Below are 20,743 nucleotides of genomic sequence, written 5' to 3'. Positions count from 1 at the left end.
AAGCGTAACGACGAAAAGGTGCCATCGATAAGAAAATTTCCCTTGATGTAACCTTTCGCTAACATGATAATGATTATCAATTTGATATTAATTACCATTTACCGGCTGATTTTATGGACAATCTCAATAATCCCCCACAGTCCAACAACGCTTTGGTTACTGCTGAAGGCAGTGTACCTGCCTCTTTACCGCCCTGCTTCGACAGTGTCGAGCTGTTGGGCAGCGATGGACTAGCGGTGATCATCCATCAAGGACAGCGCTATCAACTGCGTCAGACCAAAGCGGGAAAATTGATCTTAACCAAATAACGTCTTAGTTCCTTTTAACGCCAGCCACCCCGATCTTGCGATCCAGGCAGCCAGCAAATCTATTGATATGTTTAAAACATACGGAGAGTTGCCACATGCCTGCCATTTTTGCCTCCCGGCTGCGTTTATCCGCATTAAGCCTGGCCATTGCCTGCGCTTTGCCTACGGTGGTTTTTGCCCAGACCGACACCAGTGTTTCCGCTGCCACCAAGGCACAAGAAAAAAACAAAGATGAGACCATGACCGTGGTCGCCACCGGTAATCAGCGCAGCAGTTTTGAAGCGCCGATGATGGTGACGGTGATCGACGGCAACAGCCCTCAGAGCCAAACCGCCACCACCGCCGGCGATATGCTGCGTCATGTGCCTGGGGTTACCGTAACCGGTACTGGCCGGAGCAATGGGCAAGACATTATGATGCGGGGTTACGATCGCCGTGGCGTGTTGATCCTGGTTGATGGTATTCGTCAGGGAACCGATACCGGCCATATCAATGGCACCTTCCTGGATCCTGGCTTGGTAAAACGGATTGAAGTAGTGCGTGGCCCATCGGCACTGTTGTACGGCAGTGGCGCATTAGGTGGGGTTATCTCCTATGAAACGGTGGATGCCGCCGATCTGCTGTTGCCCGGCCATAACACCGGCTACCGCGTGTTCGGCACAGCGGCTACCGGCGATCATAGCCTGGGCATGGGCGCCAGCGCTTACGGTAAAACTGACGATCTCGATGGTCTGATCTCTTTCGGCACCCGCGATATCGGTGATATTCGCCAAGGCGATGGCTTTAATGCACCGAACGACGAGACCATCAGCAACGTTCTGGCCAAAGGCACCTGGGCCATCGATGACAACCAGTCCCTGAGCGGTAATCTGCGTTATTACAACAACCGGGCGCAAGAACCTAAGAACCCGCAAACGCCTGATGTTTCCAGCAGCAATGTGTTAACTGACCGTTCTACAATTCAGCGTGACGCACAGCTCGGCTATAAGCTAAAGCCCACAGGCCAGGATTGGCTGGATGCCGATGCCAAGCTCTATTACTCCGAAGTAGAGATCAATGCGCATACCGACGGCAGCACGGATGAAGCTCGCAAACAAACTACCAAAGGTGGCAAGCTGGAAAACCGTACCCGCCTGTTTGCTGACAGCTTCGCTTCGCACCTGTTTACCTATGGTAGCGAAGCCTACCGACAGGAACAGACGCCGGGGGGGGCAACAGAGAGCTTCCCGCAGGCCAAAATCAACTTCGCTTCCGGCTGGTTGCAGGATGAGATCACTCTGCGTGACCTGCCCGTCTCTTTCCTGGCCGGGACGCGTTATGACAACTACAAAGGCTCTAGCGACGGTTATGACGACGTCAATGCCAACAAGTGGTCATCCCGTGGTGCGATGAGCGTTACCCCTACCGATTGGCTGATGATGTTCGCCTCCTATGCTCAGGCGTTCCGCGCACCAACCATGGGCGAGATGTACAACGACTCCAAGCACTTCTCGATCCCGATGGGCCCGACCACCATCACCAACTATTGGGTGCCTAACCCGAATCTGAAGCCGGAAACCAACGCCACGCAGGAATACGGCTTCGGCTTGCGCTTTGACGATCTGTTAATGGCCGATGACAGCCTGCAATTCAAGGCCAGCTACTTCGATACCAAAGCCAGAGATTATATTACTACCGGTGTCACCATGGAGTTAGGCCGTGGCCCACGCGGTATGTACTGCATCAGCTGTACCACCTTCTCAACCAACATCGATCGCGCCAAGATTTGGGGATGGGATGCCTCGCTGAACTATAAAACCCGGTGGTTCGGTTTGGATCTGGCCTACAACCGCACACGTGGTAAAGATGAAGCGACGGGTGACTGGCTCTCCAGTATCACCCCGGATACGGTCACCAGCGTGTTGGATATTCCTATTGCCGAGACCGGTTTATCCACCGGCTGGGTGGGAACCTTTGCCCAGAGTGAGCACCACGTAGCTACCGGCTACAGCAAGCAAGCCGGGTATGGCGTGAACGATTTCTACCTAAGCTATAAAGGCCGCGAAGACCTGCAGGGCGTCACCACTACCGTGGTACTGGGGAACGCCTTCGATAAAGAATATTACTCACCACAGGGCATTCCGCAGGATGGTCGTAACGCCAAACTGCTGGTCAGCTATCAGTGGTAACCCTTTGAACCACAGCGGGCAGACCGTTTTTGCCCGCTCCTCACCCACCAGCACAGGAAACAAATTAATGAGCGAGACCCTATACCAACGTTATGAGCAGGCGAAAATTGATCACCCAGGTAAATATGCCCGCGATCTGGCCGAGCTGTTGGGTATCAGCGAAGGCGAACTGACCCACGCCCGCGTCGGCCACGATGCTCGTCGCCTGCAGGCCGATGCCCGTACGCTGCTAACCGAACTGGAACAGGTTGGCGTCACCAAATCCATCACGCGTAACAGCTATGCGGTACACGAGCAGATTGGACGTTATCAGAATCAGCACCTCAATGGCCATGCCGGGCTGATCCTCAATCCGCGCGAGCTGGATCTGCGCCTGTTCCTCAACCACTGGGCCAGCGTTTTTGCCCTGAGTGAAACCAACAAGCGTGGCGTGCGCCACAGCATTCAGTTCTTTGATCATCAAGGCGACGCGCTGCATAAGGTCTACACCACAGACGAAACCGATCTCGCCGCCTGGTTCGCCCTGGTCGAGCGCCATCAAAGTGCGGAAAACCCGACACTGGAGCTGCAACCGGCCGAAATTAAAGAGAGCAACAGCGCGCCAGATGCCGCCAAAATCGATGCCGACTGGCGAGCCATGACCGACGTCCACCAGTTCTTCCAACTGCTGAGCCGCAATAATCTGACCCGCCAACAGGCCTTCCGCGCCGTGGGTAACGATCTGGCCTATCGTGTGGACAACAGCGCGCTGACGGCGCTCCTGGAAGCCGCCAAGTCTGCGCAGAACGAAATCATGATCTTCGTCGGCAACCGGGGCTGTGTGCAAATCTTTACCGGCCAGATCGAACGCCTGATGCCGCAGGACGGCTGGGTCAACATCTTCAACCGCCACTTTACCCTGCACCTGATTGAAGGGGCGATCGCCGAAAGCTGGATCACACGTAAACCAACCAAAGATGGCATGGTCACTAGCCTGGAACTGTTTGCCGCCGATGGCACCCAGATCGCCCAACTCTACGGGCAGCGTACCGAAGGCCAACCGGAGCAGCTCCAGTGGCGTGAGCAGGTTGCTGCACTTGAACCGAAGGAAGTCGCCGCATGATAGCTTCATTGCCCCGTCGCCTGGCGCTGTGCATCGCCCTGGCGTTTCCATTAGCCGCCGTGGCGGCCGAGAGGATTGTTTCGATAGGTGGTGACGTGACCGAAATTGCCTTCGCGCTGGGCGCGGGCGATGAAGTTGTGGCACGAGACAGTACCAGTTTGCACCCTGCTGCGGTGCAGAAATTGCCCGACGTAGGCTATATGCGCCAGCTGAATGCCGAAGGTATTCTGGCGCTGAAACCCACCCTGATCCTGACTACCGAGTTGGCAGAGCCAGCGTTGGTACTCAGGCAATTGGAAGACAGTGGCGTAAAGGTGGTGCGTATCCCTGGGGATACCACCGTGCAGGCGGTGCCCGAAAAAATCAGCGTGATAGCCGATGCCATCAATCGCAGTAGCCAAGGCAAGCAGTTGGCCGAACGCTATCAGCAACAGTTGGCAGCGATAGCCAATACGCCGCTACCGGTGAAAGTGCTGTTCGTGATGAGTCACGGAGGTATCACCCCCATGGCCGCGGGCCAGCAAACCGCGGCAGATGCCATTATCAGAGCCGCTGGGTTGAAAAACGCGATGCAAGGTTTCAGCCGATACCGCCCGCTCTCGCAAGAGGGCGTGATTGCCAGCGCACCAGACTTGCTGTTGGTGACTACCGATGGCGTTCGCTCCATCGGTGGCCAGGAAAACCTGTGGCTGTTGCCCGGCATGGCTCTGACACCGGCGGGGAAAAATCGCCGCGTGCTGATCGTTGATGATATGGCACTGCTCGGTTTTGGTCTGGAAACGCCGCAGGCGCTGGGCCTGTTGCGTAAAGCGGCGGAGCAAAAGTAATGCGTTGCCGAACCTCACCCCGCCTGGCGATCGTCAGCCTGCTGATCCTGCTGACGATCCTGGCGCTTGGGGCCGCTAACCTTGGGGCGTTGACACTGTCATTTCGAACCCTGTGGCAGGCTCCTTTCAGCGATGCCTCCTGGCATATCTGGCTGAATATTCGCCTGCCACGCGTGCTATTGGCCGTAGTGATCGGCTGCGCGTTGGCGGTTTCCGGGGCGGTGATGCAGGGATTGTTCCGCAACCCCTTGGCCGATCCCAGCCTGTTGGGGATCAGCAGCGGCGGCGCACTGTTCGTCGCCCTGGTGATCGTCATGCCGCTGGCCCTGCCCCCGCTCATCGCTCTGTATAGCCATATGCTGGCGGCGTTTCTTGGCAGCCTGCTGGTTTCAATACTGATTTACGGCATCAGCCGCAGCGGACACGGCAGCCTGTCGCGGCTGTTGCTGGCCGGTATCGCCATCAATGCGCTGTGCATGGCAGCGATTGGCGTGCTGTCGTACCTCAGTAGCGACCAGCAATTACGTCAGTTTTCGCTGTGGATGATGGGCAGCCTTAGCCAGTCACAGTGGCCCACCCTGGTGGTATCCGCTTCGCTGATCCTGCCTGCCGCATTGCTGACGCTGTTACAGGCTCGTCGTTTGAATCTGCTACAGCTGGGCGATGAAGAGGCACATTACCTTGGGGTCAATGTGCAACGCGCCAAGCTGCAGTTGCTATTACTCAGCGCCCTGCTGATTGGGGCCGCCGTAGCGATGAGTGGCGTGATCGGCTTTATTGGCCTGGTGGTCCCCCACCTGGTGCGCATGCGGCTTGGGGGCGATCACCGCTGGTTGTTACCAGCCTCTGCACTCGGCGGTGCCTGCCTGCTGCTGGTGAGCGATACCCTGGCACGTACGCTGGTCGCCCCGGCAGAAATGCCGGTAGGCCTGATGACCAGCCTGATCGGTGGTCCCTATTTTCTGTGGCTGGTGATGCGCCAGCGGGAGCGCTCCGATGGATGATTCATCAATGCTGATAGCACGGCAGTTGCGTTACAACCTGGGGGATCGCCGGCTGATCACCGATGTCTCCCTAAGCATCGCCAGCGGTGAGATGGTGGCGATTATTGGCCCCAACGGCGCGGGGAAGTCGACCCTGCTTCGCTTACTTACCGGTTATCTGGCCGCAGACTGTGGCGAGTGCCGCCTGCAAGGTAAACCGCTTGAGCAGTGGCAACCGCAGCAGTTGGCCAAGGTCCGGGCGGTAATGCGTCAACACAGCGAGCTGGCCTTTCCGTTTACCGTAGAAGAAGTGGTTGCCATGGGACGCTCCCCGCATAGCGGGCGCGATGCCAAACGGGCGATCCAACAGGTGATGGAGCAGACCGATTGCACCAGCCTGGCCCACCGTGATTACCGCCAGCTTTCCGGCGGGGAACAGCAGCGGGTGCAACTGGCCAGAGTATTGGTGCAGTTGTGGCAGCCACAACCCGCACCATCCTGGTTATTCCTTGACGAACCCACCTCGGCGCTCGATCTGTATCATCAACAACATACCTTACGCCTGCTCCGCTCCCTGACGCGTCAGCAGCCGTTGGCGGTCTGTTGCGTATTGCACGATCTTAATCTGGCCGCGCTGTACGCCGATCGCATTCTGCTGTTGCATCAGGGCCGCCTGGTCGCTTCCGGTACCCCGCAGCAGGTATTACAGACGGATATCCTGACGCGTTGGTATCAGGCAGATCTCGGTGTCGCCGCCCACCCGGAAACCGCACTGCCGCAGGTGTTTTTACGTCAGTAACGGTAAGCCATGGAGGGCTTGCTGCATTCAGCTCGAACAGGAAATTTCCAGATGCTTGCCCCAATCCGGTGGCAAGGCCGCCAGATCGTCATACTGGGCATCATCGGCAAAAGGTTGCAGCAACGCCTGGTGCAAACGTGCCAGCTTAGTGACATCGTCCTCCTCTGCCGCTTCGATGGCCTGCTGCGCCAGATAATTACGCAAAATCAGTTTAGGATTCGCCAGCTTCATCGCTTGCTGGCGCTCGGCATCACTCACCTGTTCAAGCTGTAAGCGCTGGCGATATTGTTGATACCAGCCGTCAAACGCCTCTCGATCGATAAATTCATCGCGCATTGGCGTTTGCGACTGTTGCTGCTCAACATCGCTCAATAGACGGAAGGTTCGAGTGTAGTCACGCCCTTCTTGTGCCATCAGACTCAATAAGCCGGTCAGCAGATCGTTATCCTGTTTTGACTGGGTGAAGAAGCCCAGTTTGGCACGCATTTGCTCGCCATAAGCCTGCATCAGCGCCGGTTCATAGGCGGCCAGCGCCTGCTGTAACTGCTCGGCACTCAGCAAACCGGACAGCGTTTGCGCCAATCGATGCAGATTCCATAGCCCCACGGCTGGCTGGTTATCGAACGCATAACGGCCCTGATGATCGGAGTGATTGCAGATATAGTCTGGCTGGTAGTCATCAAGGAACCCATAAGGCCCATAATCCATCGTCAGGCCGAGGATCGACATATTGTCGGTATTCATCACCCCGTGGGCAAACCCCACGCACTGCCAGTGAGCAATCATACGTGCGGTACGTTCCACCACATCGGTAAACCACAGCAGATAGCGATCTTGTTCATCAACCCATTGCGACCAATGGCGCGCAATAACGAAGTCCGCCAGTTGCCTGACCTGTTCCGACTGTTTGCGGTAATAGAAATGTTCGAAATGACCAAAGCGGACATGGCTTTCCGCCACTCGCAGCAGCATTGCCCCGCGCTCCGGTTGTTCACGGAACACCGGATGCTCGCTGGTGACAATTGTCAGGGCCCGCGTCGTCGGGATCCCCAAATGGTATAGCGCCTCGGAGGCCAGGAATTCACGGATCACCGAGCGCAGCACCGCCCGCCCATCGCCCATGCGGGAATACGGCGTTAACCCAGCGCCTTTCAGATGCCAGTCCATACTGCGGCCGTCCGCGAGCCGCTGTTCACCCAGCAGGATCCCCCGGCCATCTCCCAACTGCCCCGCCCAGGAACCAAACTGATGGCCGCTGTAAACCTGCGCCAAAGGCTGCATGCCGGGTAACAGGGTTTCACCTGCCCAGATTGGCGTTTTCTCTGGAGTAAACCAGCTAGCGTCCAACCCCAGTTCCTCAGCCAGCGGCTGGCTGTAATACAGCAAACGGGCCGCTTTGAGCGGCGTCGGCTGCAGTGCGGTATAAAAACCAGGCAGCTGTTGGTAATAAGCGTTTTCAAATTGCGGCATAGGCCCTCCGTAATGCTTAGTGTAGAGCCTGGAGGAGCGGATTAACACGGAGGATTTACAAGGGAATCGCCCCTGGCCGGAAAGCAGCAGGGGCGTGGTAGACTAAAAAGCGGTGGTGAGCCCTGTTAGCTTGGTTATTTAGCGCCGGCGACGTGAGTCTTTTAATGACCTACTACGCGCATGGCTAAAGTGCTTTATCAATGATAAAGCGACAATAATTATCAGTACTGGGATCACGGTAAAAATCATCCAGTCCACTATTTACCCCGGTGTGTAAGCAAAAATCAGTTATTATTATCGAACTCTTCAGCAATCCTGCGTAGAGACCGCAGATTATCCACACTGATGGCAGGCCATAAAAATCCCTGTAGCCCTAAAACACCGGTGTTGGTCAGTTTATTGAAATACTCATGTTTCTCAATGCCGCAAACAATAACTCCCTTACAAAGTTGATTGATATTCTTAAGCAGTGAATCGATAACCAGGTCATATCCCTGTTGGGTAACCAATTGCCAATAAAAACGTTTGTCGATCTTCACAACATCAAATAAACCATCGTACAACGCGGTCAACGTCGCTTTGCCCGAACCGAAGCCATCGAGCCACAGCGAAAAGTAAGCACTTAACAAGCGGATTTTCCCGTTGTCTTTCCCCGCGGAAAGGTTGGGGAAACTCTCGTTGATTTCAAAGGCAATAAACGGCAACTGCTGAACGCGTTGACGACGCTCTTCGCTGCCAAGCAGCCAATCGACAACCGTTTCTTCGATATTAATGGTCAACAGCACCTTGTTGGCAACAAACCACGAGGCCTGCTTTTCGGCCAGCATTAACTGGTCGTTGAATAACTCAATCCTTTGTTCCGGGGTTAATAACCGCAGGCCGATCTCCGTAGGCATCGCCAGGTTATCGCCCGAGCCAGTAAAACGGGTGAGAAGTTCCACCGCCAGTAATCTTCCCGTCATGGCGTAAATCGGCAGGAAGACATACTGACTAATAAAATCAACGTCAGATTGAATATTCATTTTAATGCCAGAGGCTTAATGGCGTGCAAAACATCCTATAACAATAAGTTATACCGATCAATCCCTGGGAGATAGTTCAGAAATAGTAATGCGATTAGCCAGGCATTGCCAAGTAATTGATAGTTTTAGCGATGTTTTTTTGTGCAGGCAGTCAGATGCGTTAATTTACTTTGCGGCAGCTATCGTTACAAATTAATAGCCTTATGCAAGGTGTGAATTCATTTTTGATGTTCAACGATCAGGTGATGCGGCGACCACCTGATTTTATTAATAAAATTCCTAATTTATTTGCCACACAGCACTACTTGATGGTTTCCAACAGCCAACGCCGCAACTCACTAAGCTCGTTCTCCTGCTGCGGATATTGCGCTACCAGCTGTGCACAACAGTCTGCCAACGCCTCGCTGCGATAGGCACAGCCCACCAGCTTTTCGGCCAAAGTCTGTAATGGCGCAGGGTTAAGGCTGTCGGTGAAGATCTGCGCGCGTACAATCGCGCCCTTCTCCACGTCAAAGAAGATATCCACCCCACCCCAGGTAAAGCGCTCATTCAGCAAGTGGCTAAACGCTGGCGCTTTGCCAAAATTCCATTCCCAACTGCTCTGCTTGGCAAATTGCTGGGCAAAATCAGGCAGGTCTGGGAAGACATCCGGGGAGATCACTTCCGGCTGTGCCGTTTCACCATAATGGGCGAAGAAAGCCTGAATGATGGCGTCACAAACCTGCTGATGGTCGATTTCTGGCACAAACTCGGCCAGGTTGGCGACCCTGGAACGCACGGAAGTGATGCCTTTCGCCTGCAATTTTTTCGGATCGGGATTGAGATAGTCTGCCAGGCGATTGAGATCGGCATTCAACAGCAGCGTACCGTGATGAAAACCGCGATCCTGAGTTTCGCGGTAGGCTGAGCCGGAGATCTTGCGCACTCCGTCGGCCGTTTCGACCACCAAATCGTTACGTCCGGAAGCCGAAGCATCAACACCCAGCTGTTTCAGCGCCGCCAGAATAATGCCGGTAGAGACGGTTTTATCATAACCGGGCTTACCGGCCATAAAGGTAAAGCAGGTATTGCCCAAATCGTGAAACACTGCCCCGCCGCCGCTGCTGCGCCGTGCCAGACGAATGCCATCCTGCTCCATCCGCCGGGTATTGCACTCTTTCCACGGGTTCTGCGACTGGCCGATCACCACGGTTTTAGTTAGCATTTCACACAAACAATTCGATTGTCGCATGAAGGGAGCCTCACGGCTCCTCAATTTAACCTTTAGGCGGGTATGGATCTTTTCCGTGAGAATCCTTATCACGAATCTGCCCATTAGGGCGATGGATCACCAACTCACTTTCTTGATTACGAGATATCTCTCTCCCCGCATCAATCGCCTGCTGCTGTGTTGAATGAATAGACGTGACCTTCTGATTACCTTCCCCACGAACAGCCCACTGACCATTGTGAGGTACAACATGCTGATTTTTACCCATTGGTACATCCTCATGCTAAGTAGAAATCACATAATATGGCATCGATAAAATAATTCAATACTATATGTAGTGTTTTTTCTGAAAACCGACTAAGCACTGAACCCTGCCCTCTGTAGGCTTGCACCACCATGTAACCAACACGATCCCCCTCATTACGAGCAACAGAACTAATTCAGCAATGAAACGTTATCCCACCTTCAATCTCATATTACAGAATCTAAAACCAACAACTCAGTTACGTAAAATACATTTATTTATAAATATCAATGACTTACATAAATTTCGCGGTAAGTATCACTAACAAATACTTACCCTACTTTCATTTTTTCAATCAAAATTATAGATCTGTAGGATCGATTTCTTTAATTTTACTATTTACATTGGTATTATGAAAACGGCTAAAAGTTACATAAACCAACAAATCTGCGAGGCTGTATGTCTTCAAGTTTCACAATCGGATGCCCACACTGCGGGAGTACTACTACTGTTCAGACTGGTGTTTCAAAAAACGGTACGGGCGTAGGCCAATGCCGCAATTGTCACAAAACAGTAAAAGTTACTGTTGATCACAAGGGTAACGTGATTCGCGTTAGTTAATTTAGGGAGATAGTTTTAAATGATTGGATTCGTACTAATAGCAATCTGTATCGGTTTATCTATTTTTTGTTATAAAAAGGGATGGATTAATAAACTCCAAATTATCCAAGTAGTACTATACAACTTCTTCGGATTAGTGGCTATTATATATAGCATCGCAACCATTCATGAACTAAGTGGACAGGGTATTAAAATGTGGTCTGCAACATTTCTTGTGTTATCGTCTATCGTGACAGTATTTGTAGGTATACTATCTATTGGGTGGGCTTCATTAGCATTTCAAAAAGTACAAGATAAAGTAATTTCAGTAAAAAGATTAAAGTGCCTAAATAACTATACAGTTCCAGTACTATTCATTGTGTTACTTTATATTGGAAATGCATTTAATTCTTACGCTGATAGCATGCAAGCTAAAGAATTAGGTTTTAATTCAGAGAAAGACTTTTCAGAAGCAAAGCGTAATAACATCTATAACGTTGATGACTATTCAAAATTCGCTCTTGATAAAAAAGTAAAAGAAGATACAGAGTCATTAGATAAGGCAGAGAAAAATAAAATCATTGAAGCAGAACGTTCCGCACCTCAATTTAATACGAAAGCATACAAGGAATTATATCCAAGTTATAAACACTGGGATGTATCGCAAGCACATAATATGTTCATTGATAGTGTATATGGCCGTGGAAAACTATATATGAATACTACCGGGGTTGATAGCAATGGTAATAATTTTGTTTATCTACTTGAATTTGAAGGAGATAAAAACAAAACCTTCCATGTCGCGATGAATGAAGAAGAAGCAAAAGCACATTATAAGGCTATTACTCAAGTACTAAGAACCGTTAAAAACGATAGCATAGAGCAAACTGAAGTAACTACTGTTCATGGTCAATCAAGTGACTATACATATTTCTATAGATATGACATATCAAGTAAGCAACTTTACATGGGGATATGTAACGCTTCACTTGAGTGCAGCTCGTTTGATCAGAAAAACGCTACTGAATTAGCAAATATGGTTTATTCATTTTTTAAACCTTTAGCCGACTACTATAAAAATTAAAAGGAATTAATCATGAAAAAAAGAATATTAGCTGCACTATTAACCACTGTATTATTCACAGGTCACTCTATGGCTTCAGGATTGAAGGAATACAAAGTAGAATATGTTGTAGCAGGAAGTGGTGTGGTCTATGCTGAAAATATATACGCTCATTCATCAACTGAAGCATGGAACAAATTGAAGAAAAAAGAAAAGAACAACGGCAAAGAAGCAATACAAAGATCTGTAAGGGAACTCAAACAGCGATAACGTATTGGAGATAGTAAAATGAAGAAGTTTTTAATCCTATCAGTTATGTTAGTAATCTCAACAGCTAATGCTAAAGTTATTAATGGCAAAGAAGATAAGCCATTTACCATTGACAATAATGTAGTATGTCTCAAAGAGATCGAAAAGCAAATGACACCGTTTCTAATAAAGTCAGAAATGGAGAGTGGTGTTAAATACAAGTTCATCGTCAAATCAGGTCTATCATATGAAGATTTAGCGGGATTAAGATTGCAAGTTAATCGCGTAGATAACGGACTAAATGATAGAGTTGCGGATTTAGATTATTACTGGACTCAAGAAAGAGGAAGTATGTGCGAACCCACTTATCTTGTACTTGATCGTATAGATAATTGAGTTACATAGATACTTAAAAAATCATTAGATATCAATTGGATGTTTACATTGCAATCATGTAAGCATCCATTTTATTTTTTAAGCCACTATGTTATTAAATTATATTCATGAAATTTAAAAACCACTTTGGTATCATTTTTCACTGAACTCAGTACTTAATTTTTTGGAAACTTTAGCAATTGTAGCTCTTGAACAGCCAATAAGATCCTGGATTTTATTCCAACTTTTCCCATCAGTGAGCAATTCTTCAACCTTCCGATGTAGTTCATGATCGATAGGACGGCCCTTATAGCGATTGTTTGCCTTAGCTTTCTCAACGCCCTGTTTTTGTCGCCTACGGCGATCTTCGTAATCCTTACGGGCAATCGCAGCCAACATATCAAGCATCATACTGTTCAAAGCTTCGAACATACGTTGGGTAAACTCGTCAGTACTATGCAAAAGCTGGTGGCTCGTGGGTAAGTCAAGAGAAACGAGCCTAACCCCCTTGCTTTCGATTCTCTGTCGTAGACTCTTCCAATCTTCGTTAGTCAATCTTGATACACGGTCAATCTGTTCACACAGTAGAACATCACCTCGTTCTGCTATATCAAGTAAACGGAAAAGCTCAGGACGTTGCAGGCTGGCACCAGATTCATTCTCAATGAAGAACTTCGAGATTCGGAAATTGTTCGATTGTGCAAACTCTTCAAGCTCAGATTTTGCCCTTGTCGCATCTTGCTCCTGAGTCGAAGCTCGAAGGTAAGCATACACACGCATATTGAACACTCTATAGTCTGTTTTGGATGGTTCATTATATAAAGTCTGTTTTAAGTTGTAAAGTACATTTAATGAACCAAAATGGTTGGTGATTCTACTGGTTCTTTTTAGGTATACTCAAAAAATATGCAATATTAGACAAGAGGCATTTGGAAAATGCTATGCTAAAGTCAATATTGAAAACTATAAGTCACTAATTTTTAAATGGATTATGGATGAGTAAAATTTCTGAGAGACTAAAAAACGCTCGAATTGATAAAGGATATTGTGTAATTTGCGGAGAATATGGTTTTTTAAGCAAAGATCACGTACCTCCTCGTTGTGCAACAACAATTCAGCCAATGTTCCAAAAGACCGTTTCAGAGCATTATTATGCAGAAGAAGTTAGACCTGTAAATGCCCGCTGGGGAGCGATTTTTAAAACCATCTGTAAAAATTGCAACAATGTCGTGCTTGGTTCACTGGACAATGAAATAGGCAAGCCTATAGAGAATTTTATATTACAGATAAAGCAATATTTGGAAGGCAAACATTATTATGGAAATATTATCCCTGTGCCATTCAATGCACTTCTCTTCCTAAGAGCAATGGTAGGCCATCTTCTGGCTGCAACATCTGTCGAAGTGTGCAAAAAAGGGGCCATAAGCAGTGATTACTATCTGCCTTTACGCGAATTTGTTTTAGGTAAAAATTCAGATATAGGGCTGACTCACGACTTTTACTATTGGTTTTATCCAAATAAAACTCAAATCACAGCTCAACTTACAACATTTTATAACGAGGGTCATGCTTGCTTGTGTTGCTGCATGCATTTTTTCCCTATAGCATTTCTAATTACATTTAAAGGAGAAGGAACGTATCCCGTGCATTCAAGTAAACTTGAATTAGAAGATAAAAATTTATATTTCAATATGACTCAAAGAAATTTAGATTACGTATCCTTTCCATTTGTACCATTACGAGGAAATCAAATGACATTGATCACCTCTGATTTTACGAGTGCAAGTTATCCACAAAAATAATCCTACTCCTGCTGATAATTTATTCCAAGAAACTGCTTATAAACAGCGATAAGTACTTTTGTTATAAAATTGGACTTGTTTAGCACTGCCCCATTCCTATAGTATTTCATGAGGCAGCACTTCATTAGCATGATGCTTTTTTAAGCACTTGTTTTATAGGATATCGGGTAAAACTTTCTTTATTGTTGATTCGGCTGTATATGGCATATTATCATTTTCATATTTTTTCGCCTCTACTACAGTAGCTTTCAGTTTTGTAACAGCATTTTTTTTCCACTGTGCAGAAAAATAAGAGCAAGATATTTGTTCAACAGCAGAATAAAAGTAATCTTTTATATTATAACAAAAAAAGAAATTCATTTTTACTATCTCTCTTTCTAAGCTGTAAGACTCAAAAACGTATCCAGCATTAGCATTCCAATACTTAAGAATTCTAACCAATGGTTTAATTAAGTAGTAATTATCGACGTTCTTTATTGTTAATTCTGTGTTGAATGCATTGGGGTCAGTATTAATCCATGTTTCAAAATTATTAGAAGGGGCTGGAATTTGATAACCATATAAAGCTTCATAAACAGCCGGTACTAACTCGAAAGTTATATGATTGAGGTTCAGTCTTATCGTTGGATGGCTCTGTGCAATTTCAGAACTTGCATAGTAAGTGGTTACGAATGACTTTAATTTATTTAAGTATGTTTGTGGCTGATAACCAGTATTATTGAACACAACCATATAATCCACATCAGATTTAGAGTCATATTTACGTGGTAACATAGTATAACGTGTATTAGAGCCAAAAATGAAATGTCCGTTAACTGTGCTTGTATTAAAATAATAGCCTAGCCTACTTTTTAATGTATTAATCGACGTAGTAATAGTGCTATCTCTTAAAATTGCATCTTTAGCGATAGAGTCGAGATATGTTTGAACTGTCATGATTTTTCCTTGTCAATTTCATATCGAACAAAATCATTTTTGAAGTCGGATTGAGTCTGCTTGTATGCCCACCTAGGAATTGTTGGTGAACTTTTATTCAACTGGTTTCTACGATCAGAGAAAACATTAATTTTCTCCTTAATTTCTTTATCTGTTAATTTTGTTTCAAATAGCTCTAGCTCTCTAAAAATACGTACATCATTCTTCAGGTTATTATAATCACCAGCGGCAGACTTATACTGACTTGCTCTTTTGCTGGGGTTTAATGCTGTGTTTAAAGCCGTTAAGCTTGTAAGCACAAATGATATAATAATTGTCGTAGTAGGCATGTTTTTAAGTGCCGTTAAACCAGCTACAGCCGCCAGTATAGCTATAGGTATTCCAATAATTAGATTGAGTTTTTCCCATGGAGATGATGCATTGTAATGCGATTTAGATGAATAAAGTGCATCCTCTTCAATACGGAAGCATTCTTTTTTAACCTTTTCGATTAGTTGATTGTCCATTTCACACCCAACAAAATTTTCTTATATAATACAACACATTTCGTATTAAAGTAAGAGAAATTTACCAAATGCATTTAAAAATAAAGCACTCTAACACATTGATTTTAAAAGAAATATAATGCGTAAATTTAAGGAATTACAAAACACAATGATTAACCTAATTATCAAGTTGTGCGTTTTAATTCAATTGATAACTCTATGAATAGTATCTCCTGAAAAATTAAAAGATCAGTCCAATAATTTCTCATTAATTGACATGCCAGGAGATACATTTATAGTAAACCCACCTAATGTTCCAATATCCGAAAAATCAAAACCAAGAAACGGTGAGAACTTAAACTCAGATAAGATTGAAACATACATTATTCTAGCCATTGATGATGTTGTGATACATATTTGTACATGCCCGCCAATAGTTGTAACAGCCTCATCTTTAATAATCTGCTGAAGTGCTACAATCGGCCCCCTTCCTTGATCAAAAGGTGTTAATTTGCAAATCTCGTTTTTTTTGCTAATCATTTCATAAACCTCATTTTTCTTATCTCCTAAAATAACATAAGTATCCTCTCCAACTGCTTGCTCCTCAACTAAAATCACCTCTGGTCTAGCCGGGGAATTTTTTATTAAAAATATTCTGTTGGTTTTTTCTTTAGGACAGTAGCCGAAGATAACCATTTCACAACGAGCACTTTTCGGATAGCAGAATCCCATGCTGAGCAGATAATTTTTAGCGATTCTCCCGGTAAGTAACGCTATTTCTTCAATGCTTGGTGTGCGTTTATCTATCGAAACATCAACCGTTCCAGCTTTATCGTAATAGGCTATTTCAGAAAGATTATCCAGACAAATTGTCAGAATTTCTTTAACACTGGAACCAATCAGAGTACTGCCCGCGAACCCAAACCCAACATTCAATATTTTTTTTGGATTCTGTTTCAATATTAAATCGTCTTCTCCATAGAGGTTTAGTGGTATTGCAAATAACTTTTGTAAAGAATCCGTCATTACCCCACCATTACTAGAAACCCGCGAGTCTGAAACAGCCCAAATCCCAGGAAAATATTCATCATTATTTAGCCAGCAAACAACAGAAGTCATAACCCCCCCCCTACAAACCTAATAATAAAAAGATCATATCAAAAACCCCAATGATACTGTATGCAATAGAGTGTATCTGAAGTTAAATTACACATCAATAAAAAAACAGCGACGTGGCACACTAATTATTAACATAGTCAATTGACAAAACTAATGAAAATATATTTTAGTTAATTACGAAAAGCTCTTAACCATACATACCATGAACACTTAAGCACTTTGGAAAATAGCACTAATGGGATTTCAACAGAGATCATTAAAATATGCATGAATTTATGATTGTATTTTAACAACCTAAAAACGTATTAAATTAGGAATTCTATGTATTTCGATATTACAGGCTTACAAAAAATGACGTGCTTTGATTGTCAAAAAAGCCTAAAAATAAGGAAAAAAAGCCGATACACTCTTGCCAACATTTTTTAATAGCTTTATATATGTATGATAATTTATTAACTGTCAAGTACTCACTACGTGAGTACTCTCATTAAGTAACTAAAAGTAGTTCGCTTACGCGGAAGCTCCTACTTTTAGTTACTTAACTCGAAATACTTCAAAACGTTCAACACGATTCATACTGACGAGATTTGTTGAGGAGTTATCATCCCCCCCGCAGGGGGAATGATGAAAATAAAAAAGTACCAATTAAGGTACTTGTTTTCATTCTGACGATGATAGTCGTCGGATTTAATTGTATTGCGAATTACTCAAATTTTAGACGGTTCTATATTGTCTAATTTTTGGAGTGCGAAAGCGGGTTGCTCTGTTTCTCTCATATCGCAGTCATATGCAACGGTCGGGGTCTAACCCCACATAGTACTAAATCTATACAATCAAATTTAGTACTTGTTTCTCTGAAATTTGGACGGATCTATATTGTATAAATCTATCGCAATTTTTCCATTCAGAAAAACTCCCTTAGCAAGTTGGTAAGGATGCGATCCATATATGTCTATCATGGAGCACTTTAAATGCTTAGTGTACTCTTTATAGTGCCGCATTGCCGTGATTCGTGTGACTGCATATAGCTTTTATAACCTTTTTGGATTGGTTTCACTTACGATTTTTTCTACGGGTCTCATTTGCACTTCGAACTGTTTGAACTTCTCATCTGCCATCTACATTGTCGATAGGATCAGGCTTTATTTTATTTGAGCTAATAGCTCAATCAAACAGATTTTTACTTATTATATATTATAACACATTTTTTGATTTCGTTTCATCTATTTTAAAAATAGTTAATGAACATAACAAGTGTCACGGTATATTTATCATTCCATTTTAACAGTTATTTCAATTAAAAGTACTGAAACAGTCTTATGACTATATTTATTACTTCCAGTACCAGTAAAACGTTTTTTGTAGTCTTACATGTTACATCAATCGAAAGTAAGAAGGTGTAGCTGCCTAAAAGGCTCTGTAAGCCATTATGAGGCGTTTTTTATAAAACTTGATGCGTAACCCTACTTATAAGATTAAAACCTCATAGCGGGCCTTCTGCGAGGTTAGTAATTCTTCTTCCTAAATGTGAGTAATGAAGAAATTTATATCTAATATACTGTTCTCATTACTTTGACTCTTCTGATCTTTTCCTTGCCTGTTCAAATGCACTCTCCATAAATATATTCCATGTTTCTGCCGCTTCAGCTACTAAAGATAACTCTTCCGGATCTGTAATTGTGTGGTACGTTGCTTTTCCAGTATCAAAATTCACATCCATGAAATTAGAACGAAAAATAAACTCACTCCCTTCCATGCCGACAGATCCATGACTGATTATCCTCATGGTTTTAATATTAGCAATAACGATATGCTCCACTATATCAGAGTGATATTTAAGCTTAAAACTTATTCGCGTATCATCACGAGTGAAACTTATTGTATCTAATATTTGAAGAAGCATCTTCCGGGCTGATAATCGAAGATCTACATTCTCAGGGTTCATTATAGTAGCAATATCCCAATCATCAAAAACAGGTACTGGTTCTTTAATGGAGATATTACTTATTTCTACGCGTATCTCCTCAATTCGATCTTGTGCATTTGTTAAACCATCTGCAAATACTAATGAATCCCGTTGTTTGTTTTTTCTACGATCTTCTATGGCCTTGATCCATTTGGCTTCCTCAAGTTGAAGTTCTACCAGTTCAACTTTTAATGCTTCAAGCTCATCAGATCGCGAATCACCATTGATTATCTTAGAGAAATCAACATTCTTAACATGGCTAAAAACAATTTTTTCTGCAAGATCATAGCGGAAACCTTCCGCATTACAATTAACAAAGTTAATTCTATTTCTACATCGAATATAGCGGTCGCCTTTACCATTGACTGATGTTGTTACTGGCCCCCCACATTTACCGCAACGAATAAAACCAGTGAGTATATTTCTTACTGTGCGATCTTTCTCGTTATAGCGGGGTCTACCCTTCTTCCCTGCCCCAGCAATTTTCAAAATTCGGTTAGCAAGAACAAATGTTTCTTCATCTATGATTTTTGGGAATATGTTTGGAATGTTTACATTATTACGTATTCCACGAAAGAACCCAAGAAGCCGCTCATCCTTAATTAGTTTGGTAATAGCATTTGGACGCCATAGAGAATCGTTAATTAGAATACCTTCTGAGTTTAAACGCTTTGCAATAACAGGACTACTTATCCCGCTGGCGTAATCCTTGAATATATCGCGAATTATACTTACTTCTCTTTCTTTGAGGGTGTAACCACATGACTCATCGTAATCAAGCCATCGAGGTAAACGCCGAGTCATAACATCGCCTTTTTTCACCATATTATCAAAACGCATCTCCCAACCGCTGGTAGAACGCTCAGATTTTATTTTAGACTCGTTGTTTCCACGTTGGATAATCAACTCCATGATTATCTTAGAAAAAGGATCGTCATGTTTAAGTACTACAGGCGTACTCACATCATGGATATCACAGCGACTATTAACAATTTTGGGAATAGTAACCTCATCCCAAGCAGAACGGCGTGATAGGCGGTCAAGGCTGTAGATGATTAGAGCATCCCCCTCACCTATAGCTCCAGAATCAACCAGTTCCATGAACTTACCAAGCTGGCCGTCAGTGATGTTTTTGTTTCTATATGCAGAAAGACCAACATCTGTCCAGTAAACAGGCTCACCTTCAAAAAGATGTTGCTTGTCTTTGAGGTATTGCTGAATTCTTGCTGCTTGCTCGTCTAAACCACTACCTTCAATTTGCTTTGCTTTTGATACGCGGGTGTAGATGTGGGGTCGTTTCTTGGTCATGACGAAGTCTCACATAAAGCATACTCTTATGTGTGAATTCTATCAGATAACCACGGTTTCGGCATTACGCCACAGGAAGAGGATTTTTTGCGTGGTCATTTCGCGGAAGATGCACTCTTCTACCGCCAGATTAAACCAGGGATCGTAGGAATCGGAAATCAATAAACGTAAGGAATTCATGGCAGTCACCTCATCATGCAGTGCTGCCATAATACACCAGATAGCGGGTTTGGGGCGTTAAATCCGGCGCGCCTGCCAGTACACCTTGCGCCAGTAAACGTTGTTGAGTGAGGAACGCGTCACGCCTTTGCTGGTAGAAGCATGAATAAACTCGTCGTTGGTATCGTAGATCCCCACATGCAGGCCATTCTCTCCGCTGCCGGTTTTAAAGAACACCAAATCGCCCGGCATCAGCTCGTCGCGCGAGACTTTGGTCCCCAGCCCGGTTTGCTGCGCCGTGGATCGCGGTAATTGCATATCAAAACGATCGCTGAAGGTGCGATAGACAAAGCCGGAACAGTCAACACCGCCGCGATCTAGCCCACCGTAGCGATACGGGGTGCCATACCATTGACGCAGTTGCTCGTTCAATTGCGCTACCACCACGATGGAATCGGACAAACGGCCACTCGGCGGCGGCGCATGGCTACTGCAACCGGCGAGAATTAAACTGGCTAATAGAAACCACACACGCATCGCATTTTACC

General features: G+C 45.4%; 19 protein-coding genes and 2 pseudogenes. 10 read left to right on the top strand and 11 right to left on the bottom strand.

Features of this window, described 5'->3' with window-relative positions; genetic code table 11:
• Window positions 1-113 precede the first annotated feature (113 nt).
• The 6 genes from hemP (at window position 114) to KGP17_RS11930 (ending at window position 6,187) form a co-directional block, all read left to right on the top strand.
• On the top strand, window positions 114-308 hold the full coding sequence (gene hemP / locus KGP17_RS11955; protein WP_223499434.1) for a hemin uptake protein HemP: 195 nt from the start codon (window positions 114-116) through the stop codon (window positions 306-308).
• Window positions 309-403: 95 nt separating this feature from the next.
• A complete protein-coding gene (locus KGP17_RS11950) occupies window positions 404-2,476 on the top strand; it encodes a TonB-dependent hemoglobin/transferrin/lactoferrin family receptor (RefSeq protein ID WP_223499432.1) in 2,073 nt (690 codons plus the stop codon).
• 67 nt (window positions 2,477-2,543) lie between these two features.
• Window positions 2,544-3,578, top strand: coding sequence for a hemin-degrading factor (locus KGP17_RS11945; RefSeq protein WP_223499430.1), 1,035 nt, complete (start codon window positions 2,544-2,546; stop codon window positions 3,576-3,578).
• A complete protein-coding gene (locus KGP17_RS11940; RefSeq protein ID WP_094981798.1) occupies window positions 3,575-4,405 on the top strand; it encodes a hemin ABC transporter substrate-binding protein in 831 nt (276 codons plus the stop codon). Before KGP17_RS11945 ends, KGP17_RS11940 begins: the two co-directional genes overlap by 4 nt.
• Entirely contained in the window at window positions 4,405-5,409 is a 1,005-nt protein-coding gene (locus tag KGP17_RS11935) for an iron ABC transporter permease (protein ID WP_179247398.1), read from the top strand. Before KGP17_RS11940 ends, KGP17_RS11935 begins: the two co-directional genes overlap by 1 nt.
• The gene (locus KGP17_RS11930; protein ID WP_223499428.1) at window positions 5,402-6,187 is read left to right on the top strand and encodes a heme ABC transporter ATP-binding protein; all 786 of its coding nucleotides are present in this window, start codon (window positions 5,402-5,404) and stop codon (window positions 6,185-6,187) included. The genes KGP17_RS11935 and KGP17_RS11930 overlap by 8 nt, the downstream gene beginning before the upstream one ends.
• 27 nt (window positions 6,188-6,214) lie before the next feature.
• Here the strand turns inward: KGP17_RS11930 and KGP17_RS11925 are convergent, their stop codons facing one another.
• The 4 genes and pseudogenes from KGP17_RS11925 to KGP17_RS11910 all read right to left on the bottom strand — a co-directional run bounded on the left by KGP17_RS11925 (window position 6,215) and on the right by KGP17_RS11910 (window position 10,157).
• On the bottom strand, window positions 6,215-7,657 hold the full coding sequence (locus tag KGP17_RS11925) for a protein adenylyltransferase SelO (protein ID WP_223499426.1): 1,443 nt from the start codon (window positions 7,655-7,657) through the stop codon (window positions 6,215-6,217).
• Between the two features lie 284 nt (window positions 7,658-7,941).
• Window positions 7,942-8,679 carry an EAL domain-containing protein gene (locus KGP17_RS11920; protein WP_021804581.1) on the bottom strand — a complete coding sequence of 246 codons (738 nt, stop codon included), beginning with the start codon at window positions 8,677-8,679 and terminating at the stop codon, window positions 7,942-7,944.
• Window positions 8,680-8,980: 301 nt separating this feature from the next.
• Window positions 8,981-9,871 (bottom strand): annotated as a pseudogene (locus KGP17_RS11915) (lipoate--protein ligase); the annotation flags it as partial.
• Window positions 9,872-9,935: 64 nt separating this feature from the next.
• Entirely contained in the window at window positions 9,936-10,157 is a 222-nt protein-coding gene (locus KGP17_RS11910) for a DUF2188 domain-containing protein (protein WP_223499424.1), read from the bottom strand.
• Between the two features lie 616 nt (window positions 10,158-10,773).
• Here KGP17_RS11910 and KGP17_RS11905 point away from each other — a divergent pair.
• The 3 genes from KGP17_RS11905 to KGP17_RS11895 are packed head-to-tail and all read left to right on the top strand — an operon-like array spanning window position 10,774 to window position 12,441.
• On the top strand, window positions 10,774-11,817 hold the full coding sequence (locus KGP17_RS11905) for a hypothetical protein (protein ID WP_223499422.1): 1,044 nt from the start codon (window positions 10,774-10,776) through the stop codon (window positions 11,815-11,817).
• A 12-nt stretch (window positions 11,818-11,829) separates the two neighbouring features.
• On the top strand, window positions 11,830-12,066 hold the full coding sequence (locus tag KGP17_RS11900) for a hypothetical protein (protein WP_223499420.1): 237 nt from the start codon (window positions 11,830-11,832) through the stop codon (window positions 12,064-12,066).
• Window positions 12,067-12,084: 18 nt separating this feature from the next.
• Complete coding sequence (locus KGP17_RS11895) at window positions 12,085-12,441, top strand: hypothetical protein (protein WP_223499418.1); 357 nt, start codon at window positions 12,085-12,087, stop codon at window positions 12,439-12,441.
• 132 nt (window positions 12,442-12,573) lie between these two features.
• Here the strand turns inward: KGP17_RS11895 and KGP17_RS11890 are convergent, their stop codons facing one another.
• Window positions 12,574-13,200 (bottom strand): recombinase family protein, encoded by a 627-nt coding sequence (locus tag KGP17_RS11890; RefSeq protein WP_223499416.1) that lies wholly within the window; start codon window positions 13,198-13,200, stop codon window positions 12,574-12,576.
• A gap of 215 nt (window positions 13,201-13,415) precedes the next feature.
• Between KGP17_RS11890 and KGP17_RS11885 the strand changes: the two genes are divergently transcribed.
• Window positions 13,416-14,222, top strand: coding sequence for a chaperonin (locus tag KGP17_RS11885; protein WP_223499414.1), 807 nt, complete (start codon window positions 13,416-13,418; stop codon window positions 14,220-14,222).
• 153 nt (window positions 14,223-14,375) lie between these two features.
• Here KGP17_RS11885 and KGP17_RS11880 read toward each other — a convergent pair whose 3' ends face one another.
• The 6 genes and pseudogenes from KGP17_RS11880 to KGP17_RS11855 all read right to left on the bottom strand — a co-directional run bounded on the left by KGP17_RS11880 (window position 14,376) and on the right by KGP17_RS11855 (window position 20,732).
• On the bottom strand, window positions 14,376-15,158 hold the full coding sequence (locus tag KGP17_RS11880) for a nucleotidyltransferase (RefSeq protein ID WP_223499412.1): 783 nt from the start codon (window positions 15,156-15,158) through the stop codon (window positions 14,376-14,378).
• On the bottom strand, window positions 15,155-15,664 hold the full coding sequence (locus KGP17_RS11875) for an SLATT domain-containing protein (RefSeq protein ID WP_223499410.1): 510 nt from the start codon (window positions 15,662-15,664) through the stop codon (window positions 15,155-15,157). The genes KGP17_RS11880 and KGP17_RS11875 overlap by 4 nt, the downstream gene beginning before the upstream one ends.
• A 228-nt stretch (window positions 15,665-15,892) precedes the next feature.
• On the bottom strand, window positions 15,893-16,762 hold the full coding sequence (locus KGP17_RS11870; RefSeq protein ID WP_223499408.1) for a hypothetical protein: 870 nt from the start codon (window positions 16,760-16,762) through the stop codon (window positions 15,893-15,895).
• 1,567 nt (window positions 16,763-18,329) lie between these two features.
• Window positions 18,330-20,036 (bottom strand): recombinase family protein, encoded by a 1,707-nt coding sequence (locus KGP17_RS11865; protein ID WP_223499406.1) that lies wholly within the window; start codon window positions 20,034-20,036, stop codon window positions 18,330-18,332.
• Between the two features lie 45 nt (window positions 20,037-20,081).
• Window positions 20,082-20,216: pseudogene (lplA, locus tag KGP17_RS11860) on the bottom strand (lipoate--protein ligase LplA); the annotation flags it as partial.
• Between the two features lie 57 nt (window positions 20,217-20,273).
• Entirely contained in the window at window positions 20,274-20,732 is a 459-nt protein-coding gene (locus tag KGP17_RS11855; protein WP_021178133.1) for an NlpC/P60 family protein, read from the bottom strand.
• Window positions 20,733-20,743 lie beyond the last annotated feature (11 nt).

Origin of the sequence: Serratia sp. JSRIV001 (genome assembly GCF_019968745.1) — a bacterium.
GTDB lineage: Bacteria > Pseudomonadota > Gammaproteobacteria > Enterobacterales > Enterobacteriaceae > Chania > Chania fonticola_B.
This window is presented reverse-complemented; position numbering and strand designations above follow the sequence as displayed.

Bases quoted from the DNA above. Each gene is read 5' to 3' on its own strand.
- hemP (WP_223499434.1), top strand. From the start codon at position 114: ATGGACAATCTCAATAATCCCCCACAGTCCAACAACGCTTTGGTTACT.
- KGP17_RS11950 (WP_223499432.1), top strand. From the start codon at position 404: ATGCCTGCCATTTTTGCCTCCCGGCTGCGTTTATCCGCATTAAGCCTG.
- KGP17_RS11945 (WP_223499430.1), top strand. From the start codon at position 2,544: ATGAGCGAGACCCTATACCAACGTTATGAGCAGGCGAAAATTGATCAC.
- KGP17_RS11940 (WP_094981798.1), top strand. From the start codon at position 3,575: ATGATAGCTTCATTGCCCCGTCGCCTGGCGCTGTGCATCGCCCTGGCG.
- KGP17_RS11935 (WP_179247398.1), top strand. From the start codon at position 4,405: ATGCGTTGCCGAACCTCACCCCGCCTGGCGATCGTCAGCCTGCTGATC.
- KGP17_RS11930 (WP_223499428.1), top strand. From the start codon at position 5,402: ATGGATGATTCATCAATGCTGATAGCACGGCAGTTGCGTTACAACCTG.
- KGP17_RS11925 (WP_223499426.1), bottom strand. From the start codon at position 7,657: ATGCCGCAATTTGAAAACGCTTATTACCAACAGCTGCCTGGTTTTTAT.
- KGP17_RS11920 (WP_021804581.1), bottom strand. From the start codon at position 8,679: ATGAATATTCAATCTGACGTTGATTTTATTAGTCAGTATGTCTTCCTG.
- KGP17_RS11910 (WP_223499424.1), bottom strand. From the start codon at position 10,157: ATGGGTAAAAATCAGCATGTTGTACCTCACAATGGTCAGTGGGCTGTT.
- KGP17_RS11905 (WP_223499422.1), top strand. From the start codon at position 10,774: ATGATTGGATTCGTACTAATAGCAATCTGTATCGGTTTATCTATTTTT.
- KGP17_RS11900 (WP_223499420.1), top strand. From the start codon at position 11,830: ATGAAAAAAAGAATATTAGCTGCACTATTAACCACTGTATTATTCACA.
- KGP17_RS11895 (WP_223499418.1), top strand. From the start codon at position 12,085: ATGAAGAAGTTTTTAATCCTATCAGTTATGTTAGTAATCTCAACAGCT.
- KGP17_RS11890 (WP_223499416.1), bottom strand. From the start codon at position 13,200: ATGCGTGTGTATGCTTACCTTCGAGCTTCGACTCAGGAGCAAGATGCG.
- KGP17_RS11885 (WP_223499414.1), top strand. From the start codon at position 13,416: ATGAGTAAAATTTCTGAGAGACTAAAAAACGCTCGAATTGATAAAGGA.
- KGP17_RS11880 (WP_223499412.1), bottom strand. From the start codon at position 15,158: ATGACAGTTCAAACATATCTCGACTCTATCGCTAAAGATGCAATTTTA.
- KGP17_RS11875 (WP_223499410.1), bottom strand. From the start codon at position 15,664: ATGGACAATCAACTAATCGAAAAGGTTAAAAAAGAATGCTTCCGTATT.
- KGP17_RS11870 (WP_223499408.1), bottom strand. From the start codon at position 16,762: ATGACTTCTGTTGTTTGCTGGCTAAATAATGATGAATATTTTCCTGGG.
- KGP17_RS11865 (WP_223499406.1), bottom strand. From the start codon at position 20,036: ATGACCAAGAAACGACCCCACATCTACACCCGCGTATCAAAAGCAAAG.
- KGP17_RS11855 (WP_021178133.1), bottom strand. From the start codon at position 20,732: ATGCGTGTGTGGTTTCTATTAGCCAGTTTAATTCTCGCCGGTTGCAGT.